The following is a 24,815-nucleotide window of genomic DNA, read 5'->3' on the forward strand; positions in this document are numbered from 1 at the left end:
TTCTTGCAGCTCAAAAAATACGGCACATTCATCCCCGTGCAGGGGATGAAAAGGGTATATTTTATGAGTGAAAAGAATAAGGTAACTTTCTTGCCAATAAAGAATAAAACAAATCCTGCTTCATTCTTTAAAAAAGTGGCAAGAAATATTACATTATCCTCTTCAACTCCAATCGTTAAGTGTCAGTAAAATTTTAACATATCCGCTTTTACGTTACAAGATCCTTTAAATCGAGTGCTCTCTTTTATTAGAGTTTATTATCGTGCTCCACAATGATAACGACATTGCCCTTTTTGTGGCCATTTTCAACATAGCTATGGGCCTCTGGAATCTGTTCCAACCGATAGCGTCTATCAATGACCGCTTTTACCTTCCCTGCCTCCATAAGCTCTTTGAGGAAATATAAGTCTTCAGATTTATCGCTGCTTGCCACCCCACCTATTACTTTCTTGCTGCTTGTCATGGAAGTCCATAGCCCTCGCATGATCGGTAACAGCTCCATGTGGACAGCTCGAAGATAGTATCCATTTTGCTTGAGTGTTTTCAAACAACCTGAAAACGAACTCTTTCCAACCGTGTCAAAAATAATATCAAATGTCTCACTGCTTTGGGTAAAATCTTCTTTTGTGTAGTCAATGACCTTATCGGCTCCAAGAGATTTCACCAATTCCAGATTCGTGGTACTGCATACACCCGTAACTTCTGCACCAAAGTTTTTGGCAAGCTGTACCGCAAAAGTACCTACGCTTCCGGAAGCCCCATAGATAAGAACTTTTTGTCCGCTCCGGATGTTTCCTTTTCTAAGAAAATGCAATGCTGTCATTCCCCCTACAGGAACGGCGGCGGAGTCCTCATAGGTCACATTGGCAGGTTTTATCGCCACTGCTCCATCTTCAGACAGGCACCGGTACTCGGCGTAAGCACCAAAACCAATTCCGCAAGCTGCAAATACTTGATCGCCTTTCTTGAATCGCTTCACATCTTTGCCTGCTTCTTCTACTACCCCCGCTAACTCAAACCCTAATATCGTTACTTTTTTTGGTCGTAGAAGACCATTGAAAAATCTTGCAGCGAACGGATCAGCCTTTCGGATGCGACAATCCCCTGCTGTAACGGTTGTCGCATAAATTTTCACCAGTATTTCATTGTCCCTTGGGGTAGGTTTTTCTACCTCTTTAAGCTGAAGAACATCCGGTGGTCCGTATTTTGTGTACACAATTGCCCTCATAGGTTTCCTCCTATTTGATTTCGGCACGTGCTGCTCCTTCAGATCACTGTTTGAACAGCCGTTTATCATTCATTTATGTATACGGGAATCCGGTTCCTAAATTTCAGATATTTCACAAAACAAAAACACAGCCTGTTTTTCGGCTGCGTTGTAGGTTGAAGCTATGGGGGAGATCCTCCATTCATGCAGATTATCGCTTGCCTTGAGGCATCGGTTGAATGCGGCAATTATGGAAAGCAGTCAACTTCCATTCACCTTTCTGCTTGACGACCACGTTCGTATTAATCGAACCCCGATCATTCGGATCATAGGCCTGCTCAGCGAGGCGAACCTCTCCGATTGCATGCACGATGGCTGCGTCCGGTGCGATGAATCGGGGCTGCAAATCGGATAATGAGCTGTATTCCAGGACAGAGCCTTTCAGTGGACCGTTAAACAGCATCTGGTGGACGTCGGCTATTTGCTTTCTTCCCTTCAGGTGTTGACCCAAAAAAGTGACATAATCGGCGTCTTCCGTAAAGCAATTGCCGTAGGCTTCCCCATCCCCTTTGTTCCACGCGTCGTTCAATCTCGCGAACAGTGTACCGATTGCCTTCAAGTCTTCTTGGTTGGACATTTGAATCATTCCTCTCATGAATGAAATTTGTATTTCGGAGATGACCTCTTGTGCTATACTTGGGAGCAAATAAATTAAATCTTGATTCAGCAATTATCTTATAACACTAAACATCTTAATCGATTAAGATAATATCATCATAAGGAGATCGTTTCCAAATGTCAACAGAAAATTTCCCATCTGATTTTGCCAATCTTTCTTCATTGCAGCAAAAATTGCTGCATGAATTGCGGCAGAATAGCGCACGAGCGGTCATGTTTCATCAACTCATCTCGGAAAAAATGGGGCTGAACGCGACCGATCACAAATGTCTGGATTTCCTGAATCGCACCGGTCCCGTTACCGCCGGCCAGTTGGCTCAATTGACCGGCCTTACGACGGGGGCTATTACGAGCGTCATCGATCGGCTGGAACAGGCAGGTTATGTAATCAGAGACAAGGATCCGAACGATCGGAGACGCGTCGTCGTCAAGTCCGTGCCAGAGGGGGCGGCTCGCATTTCGCCCTTGTTTCAATCGGTTGCGCAATCCACGCTCCAGATCATCTCGCAATATACGGACGAGGAGTTGCAGTTGATCCTGAATTTCATCAGGCAGTGCAACGACATGACGTTAGCCGAGATGAACAAGCTGAAAGAGGAATGAAAGCCAATACGGCAACGTCGACGCAAAAAAACACGCCCGATGTTGGCGTGTTTCCTATTTTTTGTATGGTGGAGCATAGCGGGATCGTAACCTCTACCCTGCCAGTGTAGCTGCTCTACCCCCGTTGTCGGTTCCACTCCCCTAACAAGTGCCTGAATTTCGAATTACATAAAGTATCCGGCATTCATTTTAACCCACTCTGCAAAAGTATACGGCTTGTGTCCTGTTACTTCCTCGACAGTCGACAATACCGTATGCGCGGATTTAGGGGGATTGAGGTGCCAGCGAATTACGTAATCAATAGCATCCTCCTGGACACCCATCCTCCTCATTTGCTCACGTTCTTCTTCTTCAGAGCTCTCAACAAATCGAATATCACGTCCGATGACCTCACCAATGATCCGAACTTTATCCTGAACGGACAAACTCTCAGGCCCTGTTAATGTAAATATTTTACCTGCATGGCCGTCCGTAGTCAGTGCGACTGCCGCGACTCTTCCAATATCGGCTTCATGCACAGGAGCAATTCGTGCTCCCCCAAATAAATCCCGGACTAGCCCCTCGGAGCGTATGGAATCTGCCCATTTCCGCGCATTTGCCATAAACTCAAAAGCTTGAAGTTGAGTCCACTCCAGTTCGCTTGCTTCCACTGCCCTCTCAAAAGGACCCTTCTCGCCGTTCCATAAAACCGTAACTCTGCGTACTCCTGCCTTCACAGCAAGTTCTACCAGTTCCGGTCCCGTTTGTAACGGGGTATATTCTGCCCCTGTTGTAATCAAATGCATGCCACTTACACCAACCAATGCAGAATCAAGCGTACTCGGGTCACTTAAATCTCCCGCGACAACCTCCACATCAGCAGGAAAATTCGCTTGCAGCGGATTACGCGTCAATGCTCGCACCTTCTGCCCCCTTCGAATCAGTTGGTCGACGACGTGCCGCCCTACTGTCCCCGTCGCTCCTGTTACCAATATGGTCATTCGTTTTTCTCCTCCCGTTTTTGTTCCATCAGCTTGATTTTCTCAGACAAATGTATCTTTGCTTCCGTTAAAGCAGCTAATTGTTTGTTGATCTCATGCATTTTCGACTTATACATAAGGAGTAATTCCTCGCAATACACGTTCTTCTCCTTATGTTCCTGACGCTCAGGATATTGGCAAAACATAATCTCTTTGATTTGATCAGTTGTTAGGCCTAAACCTAGATAAAGTTGAATGGTATTTATGGATTCGATTACCTTTTCATCAAATTCCCTGTAATTATTTTCTTGACGAGAGGTATTGATTAATCCTTTCTCCTCATAATGTCGAATCGAACGAGCACTGACGCCGGTTAATTTACTTACCTTGCCTATTCTCAAAGCGATCACCTCCTGATTAGGATTGCTAACCATATAATAAACTTTTACGTTAGTGTGAAGGTCAAGAATTTAAGGATAAAAATACAAAAAAGCAGTCATGATTGACTGCTTTATGAATGCCAAGGTGGGTGCTGATTCAGCAGCTTGCAGAGGAAGCCGGTTTTACAGAAAGCGAACCACTTTTGTCCGCATTCATCCTACCCATTGTTTTCTGCTGCCAGCATCAGCTCATATATTTTACGTGTCGTATTTACATTCCTGATCGTCATCTGTTTATACAATTTCGTACCAATCAACTTTGTCATGCTGCCTTTCGTCACGTTTATTTTGTCAATCGCCCACAGAATCGCACCTGGAGCGTACTTCACCGTTTCGATCTCCGGTTTGAAGGTCAGCTGATCGAGAATGGATTCGTCATTGATATCTTCCCATAAAAAAAGGACGTCGCTCCTCATTTTATCATCGTTTGTCCATGATTCGGGAAGCGAGGACATTACTTTCTTCATGTCTTCTAAACTAAGCACCAGCACCTTGATATCCAATCCGAAGGTATTCAGAATCGCTTTTTCGAGAATTTGCGCTATATCATTCTTGGAGTGGTCGATGGTTGTAAAAATGATATTGCCCGAATTGATATATGTTACGACGTTTTTCATTCCGGCTTGCTCGAATGATTGTTTCAGCATTTTCATATCTACTTTGTTTTTTCCGCCGACATTGATTCCGCGGAGCAGAGCAGTATAGACCATCATTACCTCCTGGATTGGTAGAGTTTCAGAAGGAAGTTAATTATCCTTGAATATCAATGTTAACAAAAATTACCGAAAAAACATATGAATCCAGAAAAAGATCACCTAGTAAATATCTGCGGTCTACTTGGCCCAGAGTCGTGTTCGAATTCCTCCATTCGGGCATCTTCCACACAAAGATAAATTTCCCACAGCTCCACTGTTCCCAATGCTCGCTTGATCCAACCGGGCTGCCGATGCTTCCAGATCAGTCGAATGCAAGCATCCCCGATAAGCTTCCGGTAATCCAGGCCAGCATGGAACGTACTGTGAGTAGGATTTCCATTGCGTTATTACGCTTTGAAGGAACACATATTCGGGACACCACATGTCCGATATGATGAAGATGTTTGATTTCTTGGCTCATTAAAAAAACTACACCTCAAATTGCCAGTAGAATCTAACAATTGGGGTGCAGTTCAATTACCGCTAAGAAGCTATCTTCTTTACACTGCTTTGTTGATATTTATTTTTTTGCCTTCTTTACGCCACTCTTTAAATTCAGCAGCTGCTGTGAAAAGTACGTCTGTAGATGAGTTAAGTGCTGTTTCACAAGAATCTTGTAAAACACCTATGATAAAGCCTACTCCAACAACCTGCATAGCAACATCAGCAGAGATTCCAAATAAGCTGCATGCTAGAGGAATCAGTAACAAGGATCCACCAGCAACCCCTGAAGCGCCACAAGCACATATAGCTGATAGTACGCTTAGGATGATTGCTGTAGGGATGTCCACCTGAATACCAAGTGTGTGAACCGCCGCAAGGGTTAAAATAGAAATGGTAACAGCGGCACCAGCCATATTAATGGTTGCACCTAATGGAATGGATACTGAATAACTATCTTTATTTAAACCTAGATTTTCACATAATCTCATATTTACAGGAATATTCGCAGCTGAGCTACGTGTAAAGAATGCTGTAAGACCACTTTCCTTTAAACATTTGGCTCTGTTAAAGATAAATGTTGATATTTGATATCTATCCGAAATCTAAGCACAATAATAAGAACAAATATTCGGAGGTTAAAAGTATGAGCAAAGCGTTTAGTAACTTGTTAAAACACATAGACAAACTACCACTTACACAAACAGAACAAGTTTATCATTGGGTTAAACGCTATGTTCACGTTGTAAGGTTCGGGGAATACAACGGTCGCCAACGCTATCGTTGTCATTTGTATTTGAGATGACGGAGACATATGTCAGTTTGCGTAAATCAAAATTCAATGCATAATTATTATTAGAGCAAGGAGGATTGTTACGTTTATGATTAATATTCTATTGGTAATAGTCGGAATGGCAATGTTGATTACTATTTTGTTTTTTCTGGTTTACAAAATTCTACGAGGCAAAAAGAACTATTACTCTTGGTTTTTCTTGATAATTGCTGTATTCTTTTTAGGTCTTGCCATTTGGCAAAGTTTAAAGTTTTTTAACATCATTTAACTTTAGACCTTAATATTTGGTGATTGTATAATAAGAGAACAAAGTGGTTGGAAACCCATTTTGTTGGTTTTCCCTATTTTACTCAATTATCAACATTAAATTTTAACACAGCCAAACATTTAAAAACAAGCGGGAAAGGGTTTTGACGTATAACCATGAACACAATGATTGGATTGACAACTAGCGCCACAAAGACCATACAACCAAGTAAAACAGCAAGTAATTTTCCATAACTTAGTAACGACTCAATTCCATTTGTAGTAATAGAATCAAATACGAGACCCATAATTCCTAGTGGGGCAAACTTAATCACCCATGTAACCACTTTGGATATAGCATCTGAAAAATTAGAAATCATCGTTTTTGTCGTATCAGGGGCATTTCTTAAAGCCAAACCAAGGAGTACCGCCCAAGCTAAGATACCGATATAGTTCGCATTATAAATTGCCTTAATTGGGTTATCGACAACGTTTAGCAGTAATGATTTGAGAACCTCTACAACACCGCTAGGAGCCGTCACACCCTCAGCGCCATTTGCAAGTGTTAAGCTTACAGGAAAAATAAAACTTACAATTACTGCGGTTAATCCGGCTAAAAAGGTTCCTAAAAGATATAGGACGATAATGGATTTCATATTCGTTTGGTGACCACTCTTGTGTTGAGCGATGGCTGACATAACCAAGAAGAGTACCAACACAGGTGCAACCGCTTTCAAAGCACCTACAAATAAAGTGCCTAAAACTAAAACAGGCTTTGCTGCTTCGGGGATCGTAACAGCTAGGATAATACCGATAATCAAACCTACAATGATTTGTTTTACCAGGCTCAATTGATTCCACTTTTTCAGTATACTTTTCATAGATGTTCCCCCAGTAGTTGAAGATAAAATTAATCATTTCTAATAACCCTGCGATAAAGTTTAATTTCTTTAAACAAATACTATTATAATGAATTTTTCTACACTTTACAACATTACTATACTTACCAACATGCTACATACATGCCTGCCCATTACCATCGGGGTGTAAACAAAAAAACGGCATCTCTGCCGTTTTTAAGGTTAAGTATGGTGGAGCATAGCGGGATCGAACCGCTGACCTCTACACTGCCAGTGTAGCGCTCTCCCAGCTGAGCTAATGCCCCATGGACAAGATTTATCTTAGCATGGACAAATTTCAATGTCAACAAAAAATACATACCATTTTTCCGCAACATCCGACATTTCCCTGTTGCCCCATATGACTCCTTCATCAAGGCAAGAATGTAGCAGAGACCGCAATCCATAAGAATCCCCCGTGCTCCCCTTATGATATGCTTGCATCAACAATCCTGCTCCTGAAAGGAGAATCATTATGTCCAAAATGCCCAAGGATCTGTGGATCAACCTCCCCGTCAAGGACATCCGCAAATCCAAAGCTTTTTTCACTGAAATTGGCTTTCCGCTCAACCCGAATTGTCCCAATGACGATGAAGTCGTAAGCTTGCTGATCGGTGAACAGAACGTCGCCGTCATGCTCTTTCCTGAAGCAACTCTCCGCTCTTTCGCGGGAAGTGACCTCACCGATACAAGCAAATCCATGGAAGTATTGCTCTCTATCGGAGCAAACAGCAAAGACGAAGTAGACGAACTGGTAAAGAAGGTCATGCAGGCAGGCGGGACCATCTATAGCGAGCCGAAAGAAGACGGCTGGATGTACGGGGCCGGTTTTGCTGATGTAGATGGTCATCGCTGGAATGTGCTGTACATGGATCCAGGGAAGATACCGCAGGGGTAGGACCTCCTTCCCTTTGCTTGGTAATACCGAATAACTTCTCCTCCTACGGGAATTAATACAACTGCTGGTATATGACCCAAAGGAGTGGAACCACATTGCAATTAACCACACATGAAGCAATGGATATACATGAACTGACGATGAGCTGTGTCAACTCGATCACGAACATGGGCTACTTTATGAACCATATCCAAGACCCAGAATTCAAAGCCATGTTGCAAAGACATTTCCCCCTGCATCTGAAGGACTATAACAACAAAGTCGAGTACCTGAGTCTCCCGGAAGGCGCCAAGTCCCCTTTGCCCGTGCCAGACATTCAGCAAACCCTGCAATCTTACACACAAGCGAATACAACTACTCCGGTGACACCGCGCACAGATGCGCAGGATTTTAATGACCGTGAAATCGCGACAGCCTACCTGCTGACTCTGAAAAGAGCAGGCAGAGAATATGCCTGGGCCGCGATGGAAATGGGCAATCCGGAGGTCAGGACGTTCCTGGAGGACGCTTTTCGGATGTGTTCCCATCAAGCGCATGAGGTATGGCAATGGATGGTAAAAAAAGGATACTATCCTGTTGAGCCCGCAGCTGCATCTACATTGCAAACGCTGGGTGCCCTGTACCAACCTGTGAAACAGCCCGCTATGATGATGTAAAAAGAATGGTCAGTAGCCCATGCTGCATGTTCAGCATGGGTTTTTCCTATAGGTGAAAATCGTTGCGCAATTCAAGAAAATATGATAATAGTTTGCTCGTTTCCTTGGGGGTTCGAGCCAAGGGTGTTTTACATTCTCCCCTAGCATGTATGAAGGAGTTGAGGTAAGCGAAAAACCGACAAACTGCAATGGAATGAACCTTTGCCCTAAGACAGCTATTGATCGCGAACTTGAACTTGTGGAGGCTTGACATCATGGGGAACATACGGAAAAGTATTCGGGCAAAATTAATCATTTGGTTTCTGCTTATCGCACTCTTGCCACTCCTCACCTCATCCATTATCACCTATCAGCAAACCTCAGAAGAATTGATTCAGAATCAAAAAAACTCCTTCCGCAGCATTGTCGAGACGAAAGCTGCAGCCATGGACCAATGGCTGGATCGCCATATGTCTGAAATCGAGCTGTCGGCCAAGACGGACACGGTTCAATCCCTGGACCCCTCCGGAATCACACCTTACCTCGAAGTAATACATAACCACTCCAAAGTCTATGAATCTGTAGGCGTAGCAGGGCCAGAAGGGATTGTCATCGCCAATTCCACACCGAGTATTGTCGAGTTGAATATCCATGACACGGATTATTTTCAAAAAGGGATCAAGGGAGATTCCTATTTCTCTGACATCATCGTCTCCAAATCGACGGGGAACCGAATCCTGATCGTCTCCTCCCCCATTGAAGACAAGCAGGGGCGGGTACTTGGCGTCATGTATGGAACTGTCAACTTTGAACTGTTTATCAAAACCTTTATGGAAGACACAGATGACGAAGCGGACATCCTTCTCGTGGATGGGAATGAACGTGTACAGTACGCCGCTAATCAAGATCTGATTGCCAAGACGGTGGATGAGACGGACGGACTTCAGCGAAGATTTGAAAGCCATTTTGAAAAATAACAGAAATGAAACGGGCATCACCCTGAACACGGAGAATGGGGTCGAGTTCCTGATCGCCTTCGCTCCGATCACGGAAACGGATTACAACATCTTTTACACAATCAACCTGGATACCGTATTAGCCAGCGCGAACGCCATTCAAATGGATATGCTACTTGTGATGACGATTGCAGCCCTGCTGGTTGTCATCCTGGCGATCTACATCAGCGGTACGATTGCCAAGCCGATTACGAAGGTGATTCATCAGGTAACCAGAATTGCACAAGGAGATTTGACCATCGCGTCCGTACGGATAAAAGGCACGGACGAGATTGCCCAATTGGGTCAGCATGTCCAGGAAATGACCAAGCAGCTGCGCGAGCTGATTGGAAAAGTCGCCTCGACATCCGAACAGGTTGCCGCTTCCTCTCAGGAATTGACGGCGAGCGCAGAAGAAACAAGCCGTGTGATCGAACAGATCTCTGCGTCCGCTCAGGACATCGCATCAGGGGCGGGACAGCAAGTAACCAATACCGACCGCTCCCTCGAGATCGTAACGAAAATGTCCAGTGAGATTGTCCACATCTCCGAACTCAGCCAAAATGTGACCGAGCTTTCCGATGAGGCAGTACAAACCTCCAGCCAAGGGAATCAGGCTGTGACGGAATCGATGAACCAGATGAAGCAGATTGAAGACAAGACAAACCGCATCGCCCAAACTGTCCATGAACTAGGCAGCAAATCTGCGGAAATCGAGAATATCATCTCCGTCATAAGCGGCATCGCCAGTCAAACCAACCTGCTCGCCCTCAATGCAGCGATCGAAGCGGCGCGGGCAGGTGAACATGGTCGGGGTTTTGCGGTCGTTGCCGATGAGGTAAGAAAATTGGCGGAGCAATCGGCTCTGGCTGCCGAGCAAATCGGCGGGATTGTCCAACAGATCCAAACCGACATCCAGGCATCCATGACGGAAATGAACGAGGGCATTGCTGCCGTCCCAGCAGGAACGCAACTGACAGAAAAAGCCGGGAACTCCTTTCACGCCATTTCCCACTCTGCTGGAGAAGTGTATCTGCATATACAAAAGGTCACACAAGCCATCCAGGAGTTGCAGACTGGCTCCAACCAAATGGTCTCCTCCATTGAATCCGTCCAGGGCATCTCCCAGGAATTCGCCGGAACCACACAGCAGGTGGCCGCTGCAGCGGAGGAGCAGAGTGCGTCCATGGAGCAAATCGCCGCTACTTCCCTCACGCTGGCGAGAATGGCAGAAGACTTGCAGCAATCCGTCCAGACGTTTAAACTATAAAAAAATGTTTTGGCTACGTATTGACAAATTGCTCCACAACCGGATATACTAACAAAAATTTCACATCTAAATGTTGCGATTAGAAATAGTAGAAGTGAAGAAACCTTTCAGAGAGCCGTTGGGTGGTGCGAAACGGCAGCGTGGCTCACTTTGAACTCGTCTATGAACTGCGGCCTGATATGTAGGGTTTGCCGGAATTCCACCGTTACAAGGATAGATGGTGATGGCCATCGAAGAAGAGCATTTCAGCATTGCTGAAATGAATTAGAGTGGTACCGCGAGTTCAACCTCGTCTCTATACGTAGAGACGGGGTTTTTTTATTGCAAAAATACCCCACACTTGAAGGAGGACATGATCATGAGTCGTAAAATCATCGTATTGGACACTACCCTGCGTGACGGTGAACAGGTTCCCGGCGCCAAATTGAATGTGCAGCAAAAGGTGGAGTTTGCCCAACAGCTGAAGCGTCTGCAAGTGGATATTATCGAGGCAGGCTTTCCCGCCTCCTCCGCCGGTGATTTCCAAGCTGTGCAAGAAATCGCCCGCAGCGTCGGCGACACCGTATCCATTACCGCCTTGGCACGCGCCGTCAAAAGCGATATCGACGCAGTCTACAACAGCATCAAGCTGGCGCAGAATCCCTTGATTCACATCGTCTTGGGCACCTCTGACATCCATGTAGATAAAAAATTCAACCGCTCCAAGGACGCTGTTCTGGAAATGGGCGTAGAAGCGGTCAAATACGCCAAAACCTTGCTCCCGCATGTCCAGTATTCGACCGAGGACGCGTCCCGCTCCGAATTCGAATATCTCTGGAAAACGATTGAGGCCGTCGTGAAGGCAGGCGCCACAATGATCAACGTGCCGGACACCGTCGGTTACGCTGTCCCGGATGAATTCGGCGAGATGATCCGCAAGCTGAATGAACGCCTGAAAAACCTCGATGACAGCGTGATTCTCAGCGTACACTGCCACAACGACCTCGGACTGGCGACAGCCAATACCTTGGCCGCTATCAAAAATGGAGCCGACAAAGTCGAGGTGACGATAAACGGCTTGGGGGAACGCGCGGGCAATACATCCCTGGAAGAAGTGGTCATGGCTCTCAAAGTGCGGGAAAACAGCTTCCAGTGCCACACCAACATCAAGACAACCGAGCTGCTCAGAACCTCCCGTCTGCTCACCTATTTGACAGGTCTGGATGTACAGGTCAACAAAGCGATCACGGGAGACAACGCTTTTGCCCACTCCTCCGGCATCCATCAGGACGGTTTGCTCAAGGATAAGCAAGTGTATGAAATCATGTCGCCAGAGGAAGTTGGCGCAGAAAGCATGGAATTGATCCTGACAGCCCGCTCCGGCCGCCACGCTTTCAAGAATGCCGTAGAAAAGCTGGGCTTCGACACCAGCGATGTTGCCGAATTCGAGGTCTTGTTCGAAAAATTTCTCACCTTGGCCGACGGCAAGAAGGAAGTATACGACCACGACGTGTTTTACCTGGTGACCAATCACCGCACGCTCGACGTCAAAGACAGCCATCTGTTCGAGCTGGATTCCTTCCAGGTCATCACCAACAACCAGTCCCCTACAGCTACCGTCTCCTTGAAAAAAGGCTCGGAGACCTTCGTCGGAAGTGCCGTGGGAGATGGACCGATCGATGCTCTCTACAGCGTCATCAAGACCTTGGTCGGGCATGATGTGCAACTGAAGGATTACAAGATCAACAGTCTGTCCCGTGGGAAAGAAGCCATCGGGCGGGTCAACATCCGCATCGAATACCAGGGCAATATTTACTCGGGCCGTGCGATGGATACCGACATTATCAAAGCAAGCGCCCTGGCGTTCCTGAACGGAATCAATGCCGCGCTGCTCGACACCGCATCCCAGGAAAGCCTGACACCAGAGCGCAGCTACACCTAAAATTCTCTGTAGTTGGAGGGTTGTCATATGATTCCGTTGAAAGAGAGCGCACAACGATTCCAAGATCTTTTGCAGGAGATGGGATACTCGAACCAGGTCGTGGAACTTCCGGACAGTGCGCGTACTGCTCAGGAAGCCGCAGATGCAATTGGCTGCGAAGTCGCGCAAATAGCCAAGTCGATCATCTTCCGCCTCTCTCTTTCCGACAGGCCGCTGTTGGTAGTGGCGAGCGGAGTGAATCGCGTGAACGAAAAGCATATTGCCTCCCTTTTGTCTGAAAAGCTGGGCAAGGCTGATGCTGACTTCGTACGTGAAAAAACAGGATTTGTCATCGGCGGTGTCGCCCCGATCGGACATAAGGAGGCCATCACGACCATCCTGGATGAGGGTCTCCTGCAATACTCGACCATTTGGGCAGCGGCAGGCCATCCCAAAGCAGTGTTTCAACTAACGCCAGACCAATTGATTGCGATGACACAAGGTCAAGTCATGTCGATTAAATAGCACGAAGCACGGGGAGATTTTCTCGTGCTTTTTTCATTCTTCCGCTGTCCAATTCCTTCCAATTCGGTATAATGAAAAGGCATATAAAGGGTAGGAGGATACAATCGTGAGAGAATGGATAGGAAAAATCTTTTTTTGCCTGGTAACCATTATCATCATTGCGGTATTCGGATTCGCTGCTACGTTCATTTCCGTCTTGTCTGGCGGACAAACCTTTTACATGCCTCTTGTCATCGCGATCACGGCTGCACTGATTCTGTATATCATCATGCTCTTCTTCGCCCCCGGCAAAATACGGATCGCCAATCACTCCCTGCTTGGATTTTTCGTTGTATGCGCATTGGCGACCGCCGCATATGAAGCAAATCAAGCCTATCACAACAGCATTCCAACCGTCAGCGAACAGGATTTTGACTTGTCCGCTTACAAGCCATTCCAGGAGAATACCAAAGCAGTGACGCTTGATCAGCCTGCTACGCTGAGGCTGGAGTCCCCGTTGCCCCGATTGGATGGGGCGACCGCGCTCTACCCGCTCTATTCCGCCTTCGCCCAGGCTGTCTATCCAAAGAAGGAATACGATCTCTACGACAGCGAGATAAGTGTCAATACGACGCCAAAAGCTTACACGAACTTGATCAATGGCAGTGCTGACTTGATTTTCGTCGCAGGTCCTTCCACGCAGCAATTGGCTATCGCCAAAGAAAACGGAGTCGAGCTTAAGCTCACCCCGATCGGTCGGGAAGCCTTTGTCTTTTTCGTCCATGCCGACAACCCGGTCAAAGGACTGACGACGGAGCAAATCCAAGGAATCTACTCCGGTGCCATAACCAACTGGCAAGAGGTAGGCGGGAAAAATGAACCGATCCGCGCTTTTCAAAGACCGGAGAACAGCGGCAGCCAAACCATGCTGCAAAAAATCATGGGCAACCACAAGCTGATGAAGCCGCCCAACGAAGATCGGATCAGCGGCATGGGAGGCATCATCGAAAAAACATCTGATTGAATCAATTTCATAAATCTAAGCCCTACGGGCTCAAGGGTTTTTGAGCATAGAAAAAGGAGTACCTCCCCAAATCTCTAATAAGTTAAGTGCGACCCAAACTTAAGAGAATGGAGGATGACTCCCAATGTCCATTATAAGACAAGGAAGCCTGTTTGATATACAAGAATTATTCGACTTAGAACCTCCCCAACGATTTGAAGCGATTTTTTCCACCCTTGACATCGATCCGATTCTTTGTGTTATCTCCAAAAAGTCGATCTATGGAGCTCCTACTGAGTTGAATTATGCTGCTATGCTGTATTCTTTGGTCGCTCGAATCGTAGAACGGATTCCAACCGTGAAAGATTTACGGAAACGGCTTAAACATGACTTTATCTTTCGGTTGGAATGCGGTTTTTTGGTTTCAGACAGCCTTCCTTCTGAGGCATCGTACTCACGTCTGGTTCAGAAGCTATCTGAAACAACACTTCTCGAGAAGGTTCAAGATACGTTATTGCTCCAAGCGATTCAAGAAGGGTTCGTGAATGATGAAGCGGTTGCTTTCGATGCGACCCATTTTGAATCTCGTGACCGTGGAGTAGCAAAGGAAAAAAAGCCAAAGCCGGAACCGAAGAAACGCGGACGTAAAACGAAAGCAGAAAAAGAAATATACGACAAGAAAAAGCAAGAAGAAGAAGCCCAAAAGTCCTTATACGAGAAATCTATTGCAGCCCAACTGGATGCCCCATTGGAAGAGCTCTTAACCCATGTCCCTTTACAGCCTGACTGGGGAATCAAGAAAAATAGTGAAGGGAAAAACGTGTTTTGGTACGGATACAAAGCACATCTTGCTGTCGGCACGAAAAGTCAATACATTCTTCGTTCCCTTATGTCCTCTGGAAGTATGAATGATGGGAAAGCGGCGATTCCTTTGCTCAAAGGAGTTCAGACGATCCTGCCGGATCGTATACATTATGGAATCATGGATGCAGGGTATGACTACAAACCCATTTATCAGCAAATCAGTCGAATGGATGCTCACGCTATTATTGCTTACAACAAGCGGAATGAAGGAGAAATGGTTGGGTTCGACCAGCACTTTGCTCCCACATGTGTCCGAGAGCACTCCTATCGTTACGACAGTTATGATAAAAAGTACAAAACACTGAAATTTGTACGTCCCAAGGAGTGCAAAGACTGTCCACTGGCTCAAGATTCCCTCTGTCAGAAGGTGTATAAAATTAAGGTCGAAACGGATCTTCGGAAGTATACGGCTCCGGCCAGAGGAACAAAAACGTGGGAAGAACTCTATGACCAAAGAACAGCTGTCGAGCGGGTGAATGCCTATTTGAAAGAATTTTTCCAACTGAACAACGTACGCTATCGCACAGGGAAGAGGGCCAAAGTTCATTTTGATTTGGTAACTCTTGTTTATAATGCCGCTAAATTAGCCACTGATCGGATTCGTAACGCACTGGAAAACAAGAAGCCAGTCGCGGCTTAGTTTTTAAAAAAGGATAAAGAAGAGATTGGGGCAGTCTGTATATTTTTAAGATGAGCAATTATGAAATTGATTCGATTACAAAAATTATCCTAATGCCATCGGATATTCGTTCCGCTTCTTCGCCACTGAGATGGTCCAAAACGGAAACATCCGCCTTCTTGAGGTAGATGGGGTTATGCCCAGCAAGGAAACAATCGCGAACAAGACCTACCCGCTCGCCGCAGAGTTTTATGCCATCACGGCGGGCAGCGAAAACCCGAATGTGCCCAAACTCATCGAATGGATCTTGTCCCCGCAAGGCCAATCTCTCGTGGAGAAGACGGGATACACCCCGCTCACGGGATCATAGAGCTGCCAGAAAGCGATTTGCTGGAACCATCAGGCAATCCCGTATTGACTTTAAAATAGGGTACTGCTATAAAAATATTGGGTAGCACTCGAAGACCGAGAGTGCTAAAACTTGACGTCATGTGGATGGAAAGGAGCTATTTCCATGGAAAAAAAGCAGTTTCAGGCTGAATCCAAACGGCTTTTGGAAATGATGATCAACTCGATTTACACGCAAAAGGAGATTTTCCTGCGGGAGTTGATCTCCAATGCCAGCGATGCCATCGACAAGATCTACTACAAGGCTTTGACCGATCAAAATCTGGTTTTTGACAAAGACAACTACTATATCAAGGTCATCGCCGACAAGGAGAATCGCACCCTGACGATTCGGGATACAGGGATCGGGATGACCCAGGAAGAACTGGAAAGCCATCTGGGCATCATCGCCAAAAGCGGCTCCCTCGCCTTCAAGAATGAGAACGAAACCAAAGACGGCCATGCCATCATCGGACAATTCGGCGTCGGCTTCTACTCTGCCTTCATGGTGGCTGACGTGGTTACTGTCATCAGCAAATCCGTCGATTCCACCCAAGCCTATAAATGGGAATCGACCGGAGCCGACGGTTACACCATCGAGCCTTGCGAGAAGGAAAGCCACGGTACGGACATCATCCTCAAAATCAAGGAAAATACAGAAGAAGAAAGCTACGACGAATATTTGGACCAGTATCGCCTGAAAGCGATCATTAAAAAATACTCCGACTTTATCCGCTATCCGATCAAAATGGACGTCAGCGGACAGCGCCTGAAGGAAGGCAGCGACAGCGAGTACGAGGAGTACAAGGAAGAACAGCGCATCAACAGCATGGTCCCGATCTGGCGCAAGAACAAAAACGAGCTGACCGACGAGGATTACGTGCAGTTCTACAATGAAAAGCGCTACGGATTTGACAAGCCGCTCAAGCATATCCATATCAGCGCTGATGGCGCCGTCATCTACCAGGCCATCCTCTACATCCCGGAGAGCATTCCGTTTGACTACTACTCCAAGGAGTACGAAAAAGGCCTTGAGCTGTATGCCAATGGCGTGCTGATCATGAACAAATGCGCCGATCTGCTCCCTGACTATTTCAGCTTTGTGAAAGGGATGGTCGATTCGGAGAGCTTGTCCCTGAACATCTCCCGCGAGATGCTGCAGCATGACCGTCAATTGAAGCTGATCGCCAAAAATATCAACAGCAAGATCAAAGGACAATTGCAAACCATGCTCAAAACCGAGCGTGAGAAGTATGAGCAATTCTTCAAAGCGTTTGGCAGACAGTTGAAATTCGGCATCTACAACGATTTCGGGATGCACAAGGACACCCTGCAGGATCTCATCCTGTTCACGTCCTCCAAAGAGAAGAAGCTCGTCTCGCTCGATGAATACGTCTCGCGGATGCCCGAAGAGCAAAAGTACATCTACTACGCGACCGGCGAATCCGTCGAACGCATCGAAAAGCTTCCACAGACCGAACTGGTGGCGGATAAAGGCTATGAAATCCTGTACCTCACCGAAGATATTGACGAGTTCGCAGTCAAGATGCTCCAGACGTATAAAGAGAAGGAATTCCGTTCTGTATCCAGCAGTGATCTGGGCATCGAAGCTGATGATACGGACAAGGAAGCCAATGAAAACAGCGAAAATCAGGAGCTGTTCGACTATATGACCAGCCAGCTGTCCGGAAAGGTAACCAAGGTGCGCGCCTCCAAGCGCCTGAAATCCCACCCGGTCTGCCTGACCAGCGACGGCGAAATCTCCCTGGAGATGGAAAAAATCCTCAATGCCATGCCGAACAATCCGCAAGTAAAGGCAGACAAGGTGCTTGAAATCAATGTACACCATGAGGTTTTCCAAGCCCTGAAGGACGCTTATGCCAACGACAAGGAAAAGCTGGCCCTGTATACGTCCCTGCTGTACAACCAGGCGCTGTTGATTGAAGGATTGCCGATCCAGGACCCTGTAGAATTTACAAATGAGATCTGCAAGATCATGGTGTGAGTCAGAATGCGGCAGAAATGCCGTATTCTTTTTTTTTGACTGGAATTGTGCGGCTTTTCATCTTTATTAGAAAAAGATGTCATTGCTTGAAGGAATCTGTCGCTCTATCGAGAAAGGCTTATGGTAGGTAAGAAAATTTTGGTAGAAAGAGTCGAAAAGAGAGGAACGAGTCCATGCGTTACCATACCCCTACTATCTTGGTTGTCGCTTTTTTCTTGGTTTGGCTGCTGCCGCTTCCGATCTCTCATGCAGCCACCCATGTCGAGGTGGCCGTTGATCAATTGAATATTCGCAGTGCCCCCGATACAACCACACAGATCGTCGCAACGCTCAACAAAGCAACGCGCCTGCCCATCGTCACTCAGAAAAGCGGCTGGTCGCAAGTGAAGCTCGCCAACGGCACGACTGGCTGGGTCAACAACAAATATGTCAAGATGATCGATATACCGCGTACGATCTATCTGAAAAGCACGGTAGAACTGCTGAATGTACGGGCTGAACCGAATGCCACCTCGCAAATCTTGCAAACCATCACGCCAAACGGCACCTACCTGCAAGTAAAAAAACAAGGGAATTGGGTTCAGATCAAGCTCTCGAATGAAGTCAACGGCTGGGTCAATTCACGTTATATGACTGAAACGGCAGCGCCTGCTCCGGCTCCGGCGCCTGTCCCAACTCCGTCCCTGCCGGCACCGAACCCAGTGCCTGTCCCAACTCCGTCCCTGCCGGCACCGAACCCAGTGCCTGTCCCAACTCCGTCCCTGCCAGCACCGACTCCAGCGCCTGTTCCAACTCCGTCTCTGCCAGCACCGACTCCAGCGCCTTTCCCGATTGACGGGCAGGCCGCAGGTACGCTCACCTTGCAGGAGGGCTATGCGATATTTGCCGCTCCTGATTTTTTGAGTGCTGTCATCGGTGAGCTATACGGCGGAATGGTCTTGGAGCATTTCGGATACGCCAACGGCTGGTACAAGATTCGCTTCAACGGTGCAGATGCCTACTTATACAAGCCGGAAGCCGCAGCACCACAACAACCGGTCAATCCGTGGACGCCGAACACTCCCCCTCCCGCTCAGGCAGAAGCCTCCATTCGGGTAAAAAATGCGGACACCAATCTGCGGAGCGGTCCCGGAACACACTATGCGGTCGTAGGAACGGCTCAACCCGGGCAAACCTTCCCGATTGTGCAGACGGAAGGCGACTGGTATATGATCCGGCTGCCTGACCAATCCACCGCCTACATCGCAGGCTGGATCGTAGACCAGCTGCACCCGACGAATGGCACTGGCAGTCCCGGAGTCGGGTATAACGCAGGTATGATCGGGAACGAAACGGTCTACATCTATCACACCCATAATCGCGAGTCCTGGCGAAATGTCGCAAGGCAAACACAGGGCAGTTCCGTAGATGATCCAGAGATCAACATTACGTTGGTCGGCAAGCGATTAGGCGAGCTGTTGCAGCAAAGAGGCATCCAAACCATGGTGAATCAGGATGACTTTGCCAAAAGGCTTGCGGAGCAAAAAAAGAGCTTCGCAATGTCCTATGCGGAATCGTATAATGCGGTTGTGGCAGCAGTGGCCACAAATCCGAATCTGCAGTACATTTTCGATATTCATCGGGATAGCGACGAGCCCCGAAGCAAGGTAGCGCTTACCTTGAATGGCAAGACGTATGCACGTACGTTGTTTGTAATCGGGACAGCCAACCCGAACTACCACGAGAACAAAAAACTGGCGGACAGTCTGCATGCCCGTCTGGAAGCGGCATATCCCGGGTTGTCTCGCGGCGTGATTCTCAAGGGCAAGAATGAGGGAAATGGCGAGTATAACCAGTCCTTGTCACAAGGGAGCCTGCTCCTGGAATTTGGCGGCACCAACAATACGTTGGAGGAATGCTACAACACAGCAGAGGCATTTGCTGATGTACTGGTCAATCATATGTTGGAATCTCGCGTCGTTTTCAAATAAAAGCACGATTCTTTTCGCATAACCGTTCGCGAAAAGAATCGTGCTTTTTACGTCTGCTAGCGTTAAATCCGACTATTATGGTCCGTGGCAATCGGTGTGTGATACCAAAATAGTGCATATTCCGTCATCGTGGATGCGTAACCGAGCTGGCGTAGCATGGTCGAAATATTCCCGCGGTGATAAGTACCGTGATTGACCGTTTGCAGCACAATTTCCGATAATCGAGTGCTGCGCGTTCCGGCGTACGGATTCTCGAGCACAATGGTTTGCTCCAAGTCGTCCTGGCTTCGGAACCATGCTCTGTATTCTTCCGCTAGTTCAGCAAAGACTTTCGCGAATTCCTCGACAGAGTAATGAAGTGTTTCTTGTTGAAGTGGAAGGCACTCTTCCAAGGCCTGAGGCATGCTGACACCTCTCAGAACCTGAAGCCAACACTTGTCTACTGTATAAATGTGCGCGAACGCCTCGCCTATGGTGGGAAACGAGGTGTTTACTTCTTGTTGCAGCACGGAGGACGGGAGCTCTTTGATTCGCCCCAAAAGAGTTTGAGTAGCCCACGAATGGTAGTCGAACATTTGCACCGGATGATTCATTTGGATCGTCTCCTTTAAACATTTTGTGTGTTGTTTTTGTTCATGTCCTTATTGTAAAAAAAGATGTATGACAACAGTCTGTCATACATCCGCATAAAAAGAGGTATTCAGGAATGTTTTTTTCTCCTACATACCTCCTTTATTTTCACGCTAGTCCGCTTTGAAGATCGAATCCAAATGATGGCGCAAAACCCGCTCAATGCGTTCCGGAAGCAGCCTCTGCGACTCCAGCATTGCATGCACCGCAATACCGTCGATGATGGCGTACAACTTCTCCGCCTCTGTCTCCAGATCCAGCCCTTTTTTCAGCAAATCTTGCTGCTGCAGTTTCGAGAGGATGCTCCGTATCTGAGGGAAAAATCCAACCTGTAACTCCTCCGATTCGCTCTCCCTGTATTTTTGATGAAAAACAAAGGCGAACCAAACCTCCATCTCGGCCATCCTCTGCTCGTCGACGGGAAGAATCTCCAACAGAATTTGGATCACCATCTCTTTCGGACATAGGTCACGCATCTGGACCTCGCGAATTCGCTGTGCCGCCCTTTCCTTTACCAGCTTCATGGCAAACAGCAGCAATTCATCCTGCGTAGTAAAGTAATGGCGCAGCGCACCCAACGACACTCCTGCTTCCTGGGCAATCTTTCTCACAGTCGCCCCCTTCATGCCCCACCGCAGGATCACTCTCCATGTTGCCTCAGCGATTTGTTTCCTTCTTTCTTCATGATCAACGATTTTTGGCATGTCTTTATTGTAGCAGAGAACAAATCGGGCGACAATTTAAATAATACAGTTGTATTATATAAAAACATCATGTTACAATCTTTTTGTCTAAATCGTTCAGCGAAGTTGCATGTTCTGAAAGTACAAAAAGGTGGGGAGATACTTTGTCATTTGTCGCCTGGATGATCGTCGCCAGTGAGATCGCCTTTTGGGTTGTGATTGTCGCTGGTTTCGTCTTTCGGTACCTTCTGAAAAAGCAGCGACTCGGTCTAGTCTTGCTCGCGCTCACTCCCGTCATTGACCTGATTCTGCTGCTTACGACCAGTGTGGATCTCTATCGCGGCGCTACCGCTACGCAAGCCCATGCTATCGCAGCCGTCTATATCGGCGTCTCGATTGCCTTCGGAAAAAGCATGATCGCCTGGGCAGATGAACGATTCCAATATTACATCGTCAAACAAGGGCCCCAGCCAGTCAAGCGATACGGTCTGGACCACGCGAAGCACTATTTCAAAAGCTGGGTTCGTCACGTGCTGGCCTATCTTATCGGTGCAGGATTTTTGGTCATCCTGATCTATCTCGTCCAGGACCCTGCCCGCACGGAGGCCTTGTCAGGCATGCTCAAGCTTTGGACGCTGGTTCTCGGAGCCGACCTGCTCATCGCCCTCTCCCATTTTATCTGGCCCAAGCGGGCAAAGGCGTAGAAAAAAGCCAACCGATGCAGTCGGTTGGCTTTCTTCTCGTAATGCTTATCTCACTGTCACCACAATCGGCGTTTTCTTCCCGCCATATGTGACATAAATGGTTGCTTTTCCTGAACCGGTGGCTTTAATCAGGCCATCCTTCACATCTGCCACCAGCAGACGGTTGGTAGTCCAGAGACCCGGTATCGTTACATTCTCTTCAGATCCATCCATGTACGTAGCAGTGGCCGTAACCTGTCTGACCTCGCCTTTGTTCATGACAATCTGTACGACATCCGTTTTCAGGTACTTGAGCGTATCCACATCCACAGGAATGGACAAGCTCTTGCCGCCGTAACGGGCCGTCACTGTCGATTTGCCAAACGCAATTCCCGTAATCAGTCCTTGCGAGACATCAGCAGCTTTGTAATTGCTGGTCTTCCATTCAGCAGCCGAAGTGACATCCAATTGGCGTCCGTCCGAGAAGGTAGCGGTAAGCGTAACCTGGGCGGATTTTTTCGATTTCAGGGAAACAAATCGCTTGTCTGCCTCCAGCTTGGTCACGATTCCGACTTCTACCGGGACACTGATTGACTTGCCGCCGTACTTCGCTGTGATGGTGGCTCGTCCGTTGGAGAGTCCTGTCACGCGTCCTTGCGAGACATCTGCGATCTTGATTGCGGAAGAACTCCACTCCGCATCTGCCGTTACCTTCTTCGTGTTGCCTGTCGAATCGGTCGCTGTCAGGACCAGCTCAGCAGACTCGTTGACGTTTAGAATCAGCAAGCGCGGATCAACCGACAGGGATTGGGCTTGACCCACTTCAACCGTGACGGTGATTGTCTTGCCATCAAAAGTGGCGCTGATTGTCGTCGAACCTGAGCCTACCGCCGTGATTTTTCCCTGATTTACTTCGGCGATCGCTGCCGAGGAAGTCGTCCATGCTGCTTGCTCAGTTACGTCTTTGGTCGTCCCATCCGCATAGCTAGCTGTCAGCTTCACTGTATCGCTCTCGTCCTTGTTGAGAACGAGCTTCTTCTTATCGACCGTCAGGGTCTGCATGACGCCGACCGCGACTGGAATCGTAATGGTCCGCGTGCCGAGCGTAGCCGTGATCGTCGTGGAGCCGGTTCCTACACCTGTCACCAGACCTTCACGTACGGTCGCAACCGCTGGCGAAGTCGAAGACCAAGTCATTTTCTTCGTGACGTTCTCACTTTGACCTCCGCCATTTGGAAAGCTCGCAGTGACCTCAATTTGCTTCGCTTCACCGACTTGCATGGCGAGCTGGGTCATATTGGCGACCAGATTTTGCGGTACATCCACATCCACTACCAGAGTAGCCGTCTTCCCGCCATATGCCGCCTTCAGATTTGCCGTACCCGGCTTGTAGGCGGAGATTTCGCCTTCCTTGGCAAAAACGACGTCCTCGTTGTCCGAAGTCCAGGTTACTTTCCCTGTGACCTGTTCTTTCGATCCGTTGGCAAACGAAGCCTGCACGATGACCTTTTCCTTAGTCCCGCTCTTCATCATGAGGAAAGCAGGTACAACATCCAGGGATCGCGGCACTTCGACGTCTACTTTCACCTGAACGGTTTTGCTGCCGTATGAAGCGGTAATGATCGCCTCACCAGTAGACACCGCGTGAATCTTGCCCTTGCTGTAATACGCGACATCTTCCTTGTTCGACGTCCATACAGCCTTGTCTCCGACCTCAACCTTGTCCTTGTTGGCGTAGGTTGCGGTCAGGGTGATATCTTTTTCATCGCCGACTTTTAGGAAGATGTCTTGATGACTTGCTTCCAGCTTTTGCGCCATGTCGACTTCCACCTGGATTGTTGCGGTCTTCGTGCCGTAAGCAGCGGTAATTACGGCTGTACCTGCCCCGTAACCCTTGATCTTTCCTTTGATGACATCCGCTACATCCGCGTTGCTCGTCGACCACTCCGCCTTGTCTGCTACGTTCGGAATTTCCGAACCATCTGGAAAGATCGCCTTCAGCCCGATTTCATCCTCTTCGCCGAGCAACAGAGAAACTTTGCTTTTTTCAGGCTCCAGTCGATGGGCAATCTCGACGCTGATTGGCAGGCTGAACGACTGACTGCCGTATTTGGCAGTGACCGTAGCCGTACCCGAGCTCAAGCCCTTGATTTTACCGTTGAGTACAGAGGCAATCGAGGGTTTATCGACAGACCAGTCTGCCAGTTCGGTCACATCTTCCTGCAAATTGTCGCTGTACACGGCAGTCAGATTCACCAGCACATCCTTGCCGATCCGCAGATTGACAGATTGCGTCTCGGAGGTCAAAGCTTTCACTTTCTTCGTTACGGTAACATCCACGATTGCCGGAAAGCCTTTGTAATTGGCGGTCAAAGTGGTGTTTCCTACGCCGTTTGCTGCAATCTTCCCTGCATAGACCGAGGCAATGCTCGCATCTGCACTCGACCACGTAGTATGTATGGTCACATCTTCAACTTTGCCAGATTGATAGATCGCATTGGCTGTCAATTGTGTCGTGTCCCCTGTCTCCAGAGTCACTTTATTGGTCGTCAACACCAATTTGCTGATTTCATCCGCAGCCAATCCGACTTGGGTTGTTCCCAATCCGCTCAACAGCAAGACGGCCAGGAACATGAGCATCGTTTTCTTCCAGAACATTGTCAGCCTCCCCCACGTGTGTGTATTCCACTACTAAAATATTGCCTCTCTAACTATATCGGCTTCTCCCTGAATAAATTTACTAGTTCTTCATGTCAGAAATGCGTCGAATCTTGTAACTGCTAGGAAATTGCATACGTCAAATAGAAT

20 protein-coding genes, 1 tRNA gene, 4 pseudogenes and 1 other annotated feature are annotated in these 24,815 nt (G+C 47.7%); of the genes and pseudogenes, 14 read left to right on the top strand and 11 right to left on the bottom strand.

The annotated features are described in order from the left end of the window. Positions 1–247: 247 nt before the first annotated feature. Both T458_RS35605 and T458_RS35610 read right to left on the bottom strand, forming a co-directional pair. Positions 248–1,228 (bottom strand): NAD(P)-dependent alcohol dehydrogenase, encoded by a 981-nt coding sequence (locus tag T458_RS35605; RefSeq protein WP_023555796.1) that lies wholly within the window; start codon positions 1,226–1,228, stop codon positions 248–250. Positions 1,229–1,418: 190 nt separating this feature from the next. Continuing rightward, complete coding sequence (locus T458_RS35610; protein ID WP_023555797.1) at positions 1,419–1,844, bottom strand: SgcJ/EcaC family oxidoreductase; 426 nt, start codon at positions 1,842–1,844, stop codon at positions 1,419–1,421. Positions 1,845–2,002: 158 nt separating this feature from the next. Between T458_RS35610 and T458_RS35615 the strand changes: the two genes are divergently transcribed. Next, positions 2,003–2,488 carry a MarR family winged helix-turn-helix transcriptional regulator gene (locus T458_RS35615; RefSeq protein ID WP_023555798.1) on the top strand — a complete coding sequence of 162 codons (486 nt, stop codon included), beginning with the start codon at positions 2,003–2,005 and terminating at the stop codon, positions 2,486–2,488. A gap of 164 nt (positions 2,489–2,652) precedes the next feature. Here T458_RS35615 and T458_RS35620 read toward each other — a convergent pair whose 3' ends face one another. The 4 genes and pseudogenes from T458_RS35620 to T458_RS0128520 all read right to left on the bottom strand — a co-directional run. Next, positions 2,653–3,468: an NmrA family NAD(P)-binding protein gene (locus T458_RS35620; protein ID WP_023555799.1), complete on the bottom strand. Its 816-nt coding sequence runs from the start codon at positions 3,466–3,468 to the stop codon at positions 2,653–2,655. Next, a complete protein-coding gene (locus T458_RS35625; RefSeq protein WP_023555800.1) occupies positions 3,465–3,848 on the bottom strand; it encodes a MerR family transcriptional regulator in 384 nt (127 codons plus the stop codon). Before T458_RS35625 ends, T458_RS35620 begins: the two co-directional genes overlap by 4 nt. Before the next feature lie 197 nt (positions 3,849–4,045). Further along, entirely contained in the window at positions 4,046–4,597 is a 552-nt protein-coding gene (locus tag T458_RS35630) for a DUF1697 domain-containing protein (protein ID WP_023555801.1), read from the bottom strand. 485 nt (positions 4,598–5,082) lie between these two features. Next, a pseudogene (locus T458_RS0128520) lies at positions 5,083–5,583 on the bottom strand (cation:dicarboxylate symporter family transporter); the annotation flags it as partial. An 86-nt stretch (positions 5,584–5,669) separates the two neighbouring features. Here T458_RS0128520 and T458_RS56880 point away from each other — a divergent pair. Further along, positions 5,670–5,810, top strand: a pseudogene (locus tag T458_RS56880) (IS1595 family transposase); the annotation flags it as partial. A 386-nt stretch (positions 5,811–6,196) separates the two neighbouring features. Here T458_RS56880 and sstT read toward each other — a convergent pair. Continuing rightward, positions 6,197–6,943, bottom strand: a pseudogene (gene sstT, locus T458_RS35640) (serine/threonine transporter SstT); the annotation flags it as partial. A gap of 208 nt (positions 6,944–7,151) precedes the next feature. After that, positions 7,152–7,227 (bottom strand) — tRNA-Ala (locus tag T458_RS35645). Between the two features lie 218 nt (positions 7,228–7,445). Between T458_RS35645 and T458_RS35650 the strand changes: the two genes are divergently transcribed. The 11 genes and pseudogenes from T458_RS35650 (at position 7,446) to spoIIP (ending at position 20,011) form a co-directional block, all read left to right on the top strand. Further along, entirely contained in the window at positions 7,446–7,859 is a 414-nt protein-coding gene (locus tag T458_RS35650) for a VOC family protein (protein ID WP_031305484.1), read from the top strand. Between the two features lie 95 nt (positions 7,860–7,954). Then, a complete protein-coding gene (locus T458_RS35655) occupies positions 7,955–8,515 on the top strand; it encodes a spore coat protein (RefSeq protein WP_023555806.1) in 561 nt (186 codons plus the stop codon). A gap of 254 nt (positions 8,516–8,769) precedes the next feature. Continuing rightward, positions 8,770–9,471: a PDC sensor domain-containing protein gene (locus T458_RS35660; RefSeq protein ID WP_023555807.1), complete on the top strand. Its 702-nt coding sequence runs from the start codon at positions 8,770–8,772 to the stop codon at positions 9,469–9,471. Beyond that, on the top strand, positions 9,422–10,759 hold the full coding sequence (locus T458_RS35665) for a methyl-accepting chemotaxis protein (RefSeq protein WP_084567924.1): 1,338 nt from the start codon (positions 9,422–9,424) through the stop codon (positions 10,757–10,759). Before T458_RS35660 ends, T458_RS35665 begins: the two co-directional genes overlap by 50 nt. Before the next feature lie 66 nt (positions 10,760–10,825). Then, positions 10,826–11,059 (top strand) — a binding site (T-box leader). A 58-nt stretch (positions 11,060–11,117) separates the two neighbouring features. Beyond that, entirely contained in the window at positions 11,118–12,680 is a 1,563-nt protein-coding gene (locus T458_RS35670; protein WP_023555809.1) for a 2-isopropylmalate synthase, read from the top strand. 27 nt (positions 12,681–12,707) lie between these two features. Continuing rightward, positions 12,708–13,184 carry a YbaK/EbsC family protein gene (locus T458_RS35675; RefSeq protein ID WP_023555810.1) on the top strand — a complete coding sequence of 159 codons (477 nt, stop codon included), beginning with the start codon at positions 12,708–12,710 and terminating at the stop codon, positions 13,182–13,184. Between the two features lie 106 nt (positions 13,185–13,290). Then, the gene (locus T458_RS35680; protein WP_051410026.1) at positions 13,291–14,187 is read left to right on the top strand and encodes a substrate-binding domain-containing protein; all 897 of its coding nucleotides are present in this window, start codon (positions 13,291–13,293) and stop codon (positions 14,185–14,187) included. 124 nt (positions 14,188–14,311) lie between these two features. Continuing rightward, complete coding sequence (locus tag T458_RS35685; RefSeq protein ID WP_023555811.1) at positions 14,312–15,670, top strand: transposase; 1,359 nt, start codon at positions 14,312–14,314, stop codon at positions 15,668–15,670. A 73-nt stretch (positions 15,671–15,743) separates the two neighbouring features. Next, positions 15,744–16,019, top strand: a pseudogene (locus T458_RS56385) (hypothetical protein); the annotation flags it as partial. A gap of 144 nt (positions 16,020–16,163) precedes the next feature. Further along, on the top strand, positions 16,164–18,041 hold the full coding sequence (gene htpG, locus T458_RS35690; protein ID WP_023555813.1) for a molecular chaperone HtpG: 1,878 nt from the start codon (positions 16,164–16,166) through the stop codon (positions 18,039–18,041). 173 nt (positions 18,042–18,214) lie between these two features. Then, positions 18,215–20,011, top strand: a complete 1,797-nt coding sequence (gene spoIIP, locus T458_RS35695; protein WP_023555814.1) for a stage II sporulation protein P — start codon at positions 18,215–18,217, stop codon at positions 20,009–20,011. A 62-nt stretch (positions 20,012–20,073) separates the two neighbouring features. On the opposite strand, the gene T458_RS35700 is transcribed toward spoIIP, so the two are convergent. Continuing rightward, positions 20,074–20,604, bottom strand: a complete 531-nt coding sequence (locus tag T458_RS35700; RefSeq protein ID WP_023555815.1) for a DinB family protein — start codon at positions 20,602–20,604, stop codon at positions 20,074–20,076. A gap of 150 nt (positions 20,605–20,754) precedes the next feature. Then, entirely contained in the window at positions 20,755–21,345 is a 591-nt protein-coding gene (locus tag T458_RS35705; protein WP_023555816.1) for a TetR/AcrR family transcriptional regulator, read from the bottom strand. A 161-nt stretch (positions 21,346–21,506) separates the two neighbouring features. Between T458_RS35705 and T458_RS35710 the strand changes: the two genes are divergently transcribed. Next, a complete protein-coding gene (locus T458_RS35710) occupies positions 21,507–22,028 on the top strand; it encodes a hypothetical protein (protein ID WP_436967337.1) in 522 nt (173 codons plus the stop codon). A gap of 45 nt (positions 22,029–22,073) precedes the next feature. Here T458_RS35710 and T458_RS35715 read toward each other — a convergent pair whose 3' ends face one another. Then, on the bottom strand, positions 22,074–24,665 hold the full coding sequence (locus tag T458_RS35715) for an Ig-like domain-containing protein (RefSeq protein ID WP_023555818.1): 2,592 nt from the start codon (positions 24,663–24,665) through the stop codon (positions 22,074–22,076). Between the last annotated feature and the right edge of the window lie 150 nt (positions 24,666–24,815).

Origin of the sequence: Brevibacillus panacihumi W25 (genome assembly GCF_000503775.1) — a bacterium.
GTDB lineage: Bacteria > Bacillota > Bacilli > Brevibacillales > Brevibacillaceae > Brevibacillus > Brevibacillus panacihumi_A.

Coding starts and splice junctions, on each gene's coding strand:
- T458_RS35605 (WP_023555796.1), bottom strand. CDS start 1,228: ATGAGGGCAATTGTGTACACAAAATACGGACCACCGGATGTTCTTCAG.
- T458_RS35610 (WP_023555797.1), bottom strand. CDS start 1,844: ATGTCCAACCAAGAAGACTTGAAGGCAATCGGTACACTGTTCGCGAGA.
- T458_RS35615 (WP_023555798.1), top strand. CDS start 2,003: ATGTCAACAGAAAATTTCCCATCTGATTTTGCCAATCTTTCTTCATTG.
- T458_RS35620 (WP_023555799.1), bottom strand. CDS start 3,468: ATGACCATATTGGTAACAGGAGCGACGGGGACAGTAGGGCGGCACGTC.
- T458_RS35630 (WP_023555801.1), bottom strand. CDS start 4,597: ATGGTCTATACTGCTCTGCTCCGCGGAATCAATGTCGGCGGAAAAAAC.
- T458_RS35650 (WP_031305484.1), top strand. CDS start 7,446: ATGCCCAAGGATCTGTGGATCAACCTCCCCGTCAAGGACATCCGCAAA.
- T458_RS35660 (WP_023555807.1), top strand. CDS start 8,770: ATGGGGAACATACGGAAAAGTATTCGGGCAAAATTAATCATTTGGTTT.
- T458_RS35665 (WP_084567924.1), top strand. CDS start 9,422: ATGAGACGGACGGACTTCAGCGAAGATTTGAAAGCCATTTTGAAAAAT.
- T458_RS35670 (WP_023555809.1), top strand. CDS start 11,118: ATGAGTCGTAAAATCATCGTATTGGACACTACCCTGCGTGACGGTGAA.
- T458_RS35675 (WP_023555810.1), top strand. CDS start 12,708: ATGATTCCGTTGAAAGAGAGCGCACAACGATTCCAAGATCTTTTGCAG.
- T458_RS35685 (WP_023555811.1), top strand. CDS start 14,312: ATGTCCATTATAAGACAAGGAAGCCTGTTTGATATACAAGAATTATTC.
- htpG (WP_023555813.1), top strand. CDS start 16,164: ATGGAAAAAAAGCAGTTTCAGGCTGAATCCAAACGGCTTTTGGAAATG.
- spoIIP (WP_023555814.1), top strand. CDS start 18,215: ATGCGTTACCATACCCCTACTATCTTGGTTGTCGCTTTTTTCTTGGTT.
- T458_RS35700 (WP_023555815.1), bottom strand. CDS start 20,604: ATGAATCATCCGGTGCAAATGTTCGACTACCATTCGTGGGCTACTCAA.
- T458_RS35705 (WP_023555816.1), bottom strand. CDS start 21,345: ATGCCAAAAATCGTTGATCATGAAGAAAGAAGGAAACAAATCGCTGAG.
- T458_RS35710 (WP_436967337.1), top strand. CDS start 21,507: ATGATCGTCGCCAGTGAGATCGCCTTTTGGGTTGTGATTGTCGCTGGT.
- T458_RS35715 (WP_023555818.1), bottom strand. CDS start 24,665: ATGTTCTGGAAGAAAACGATGCTCATGTTCCTGGCCGTCTTGCTGTTG.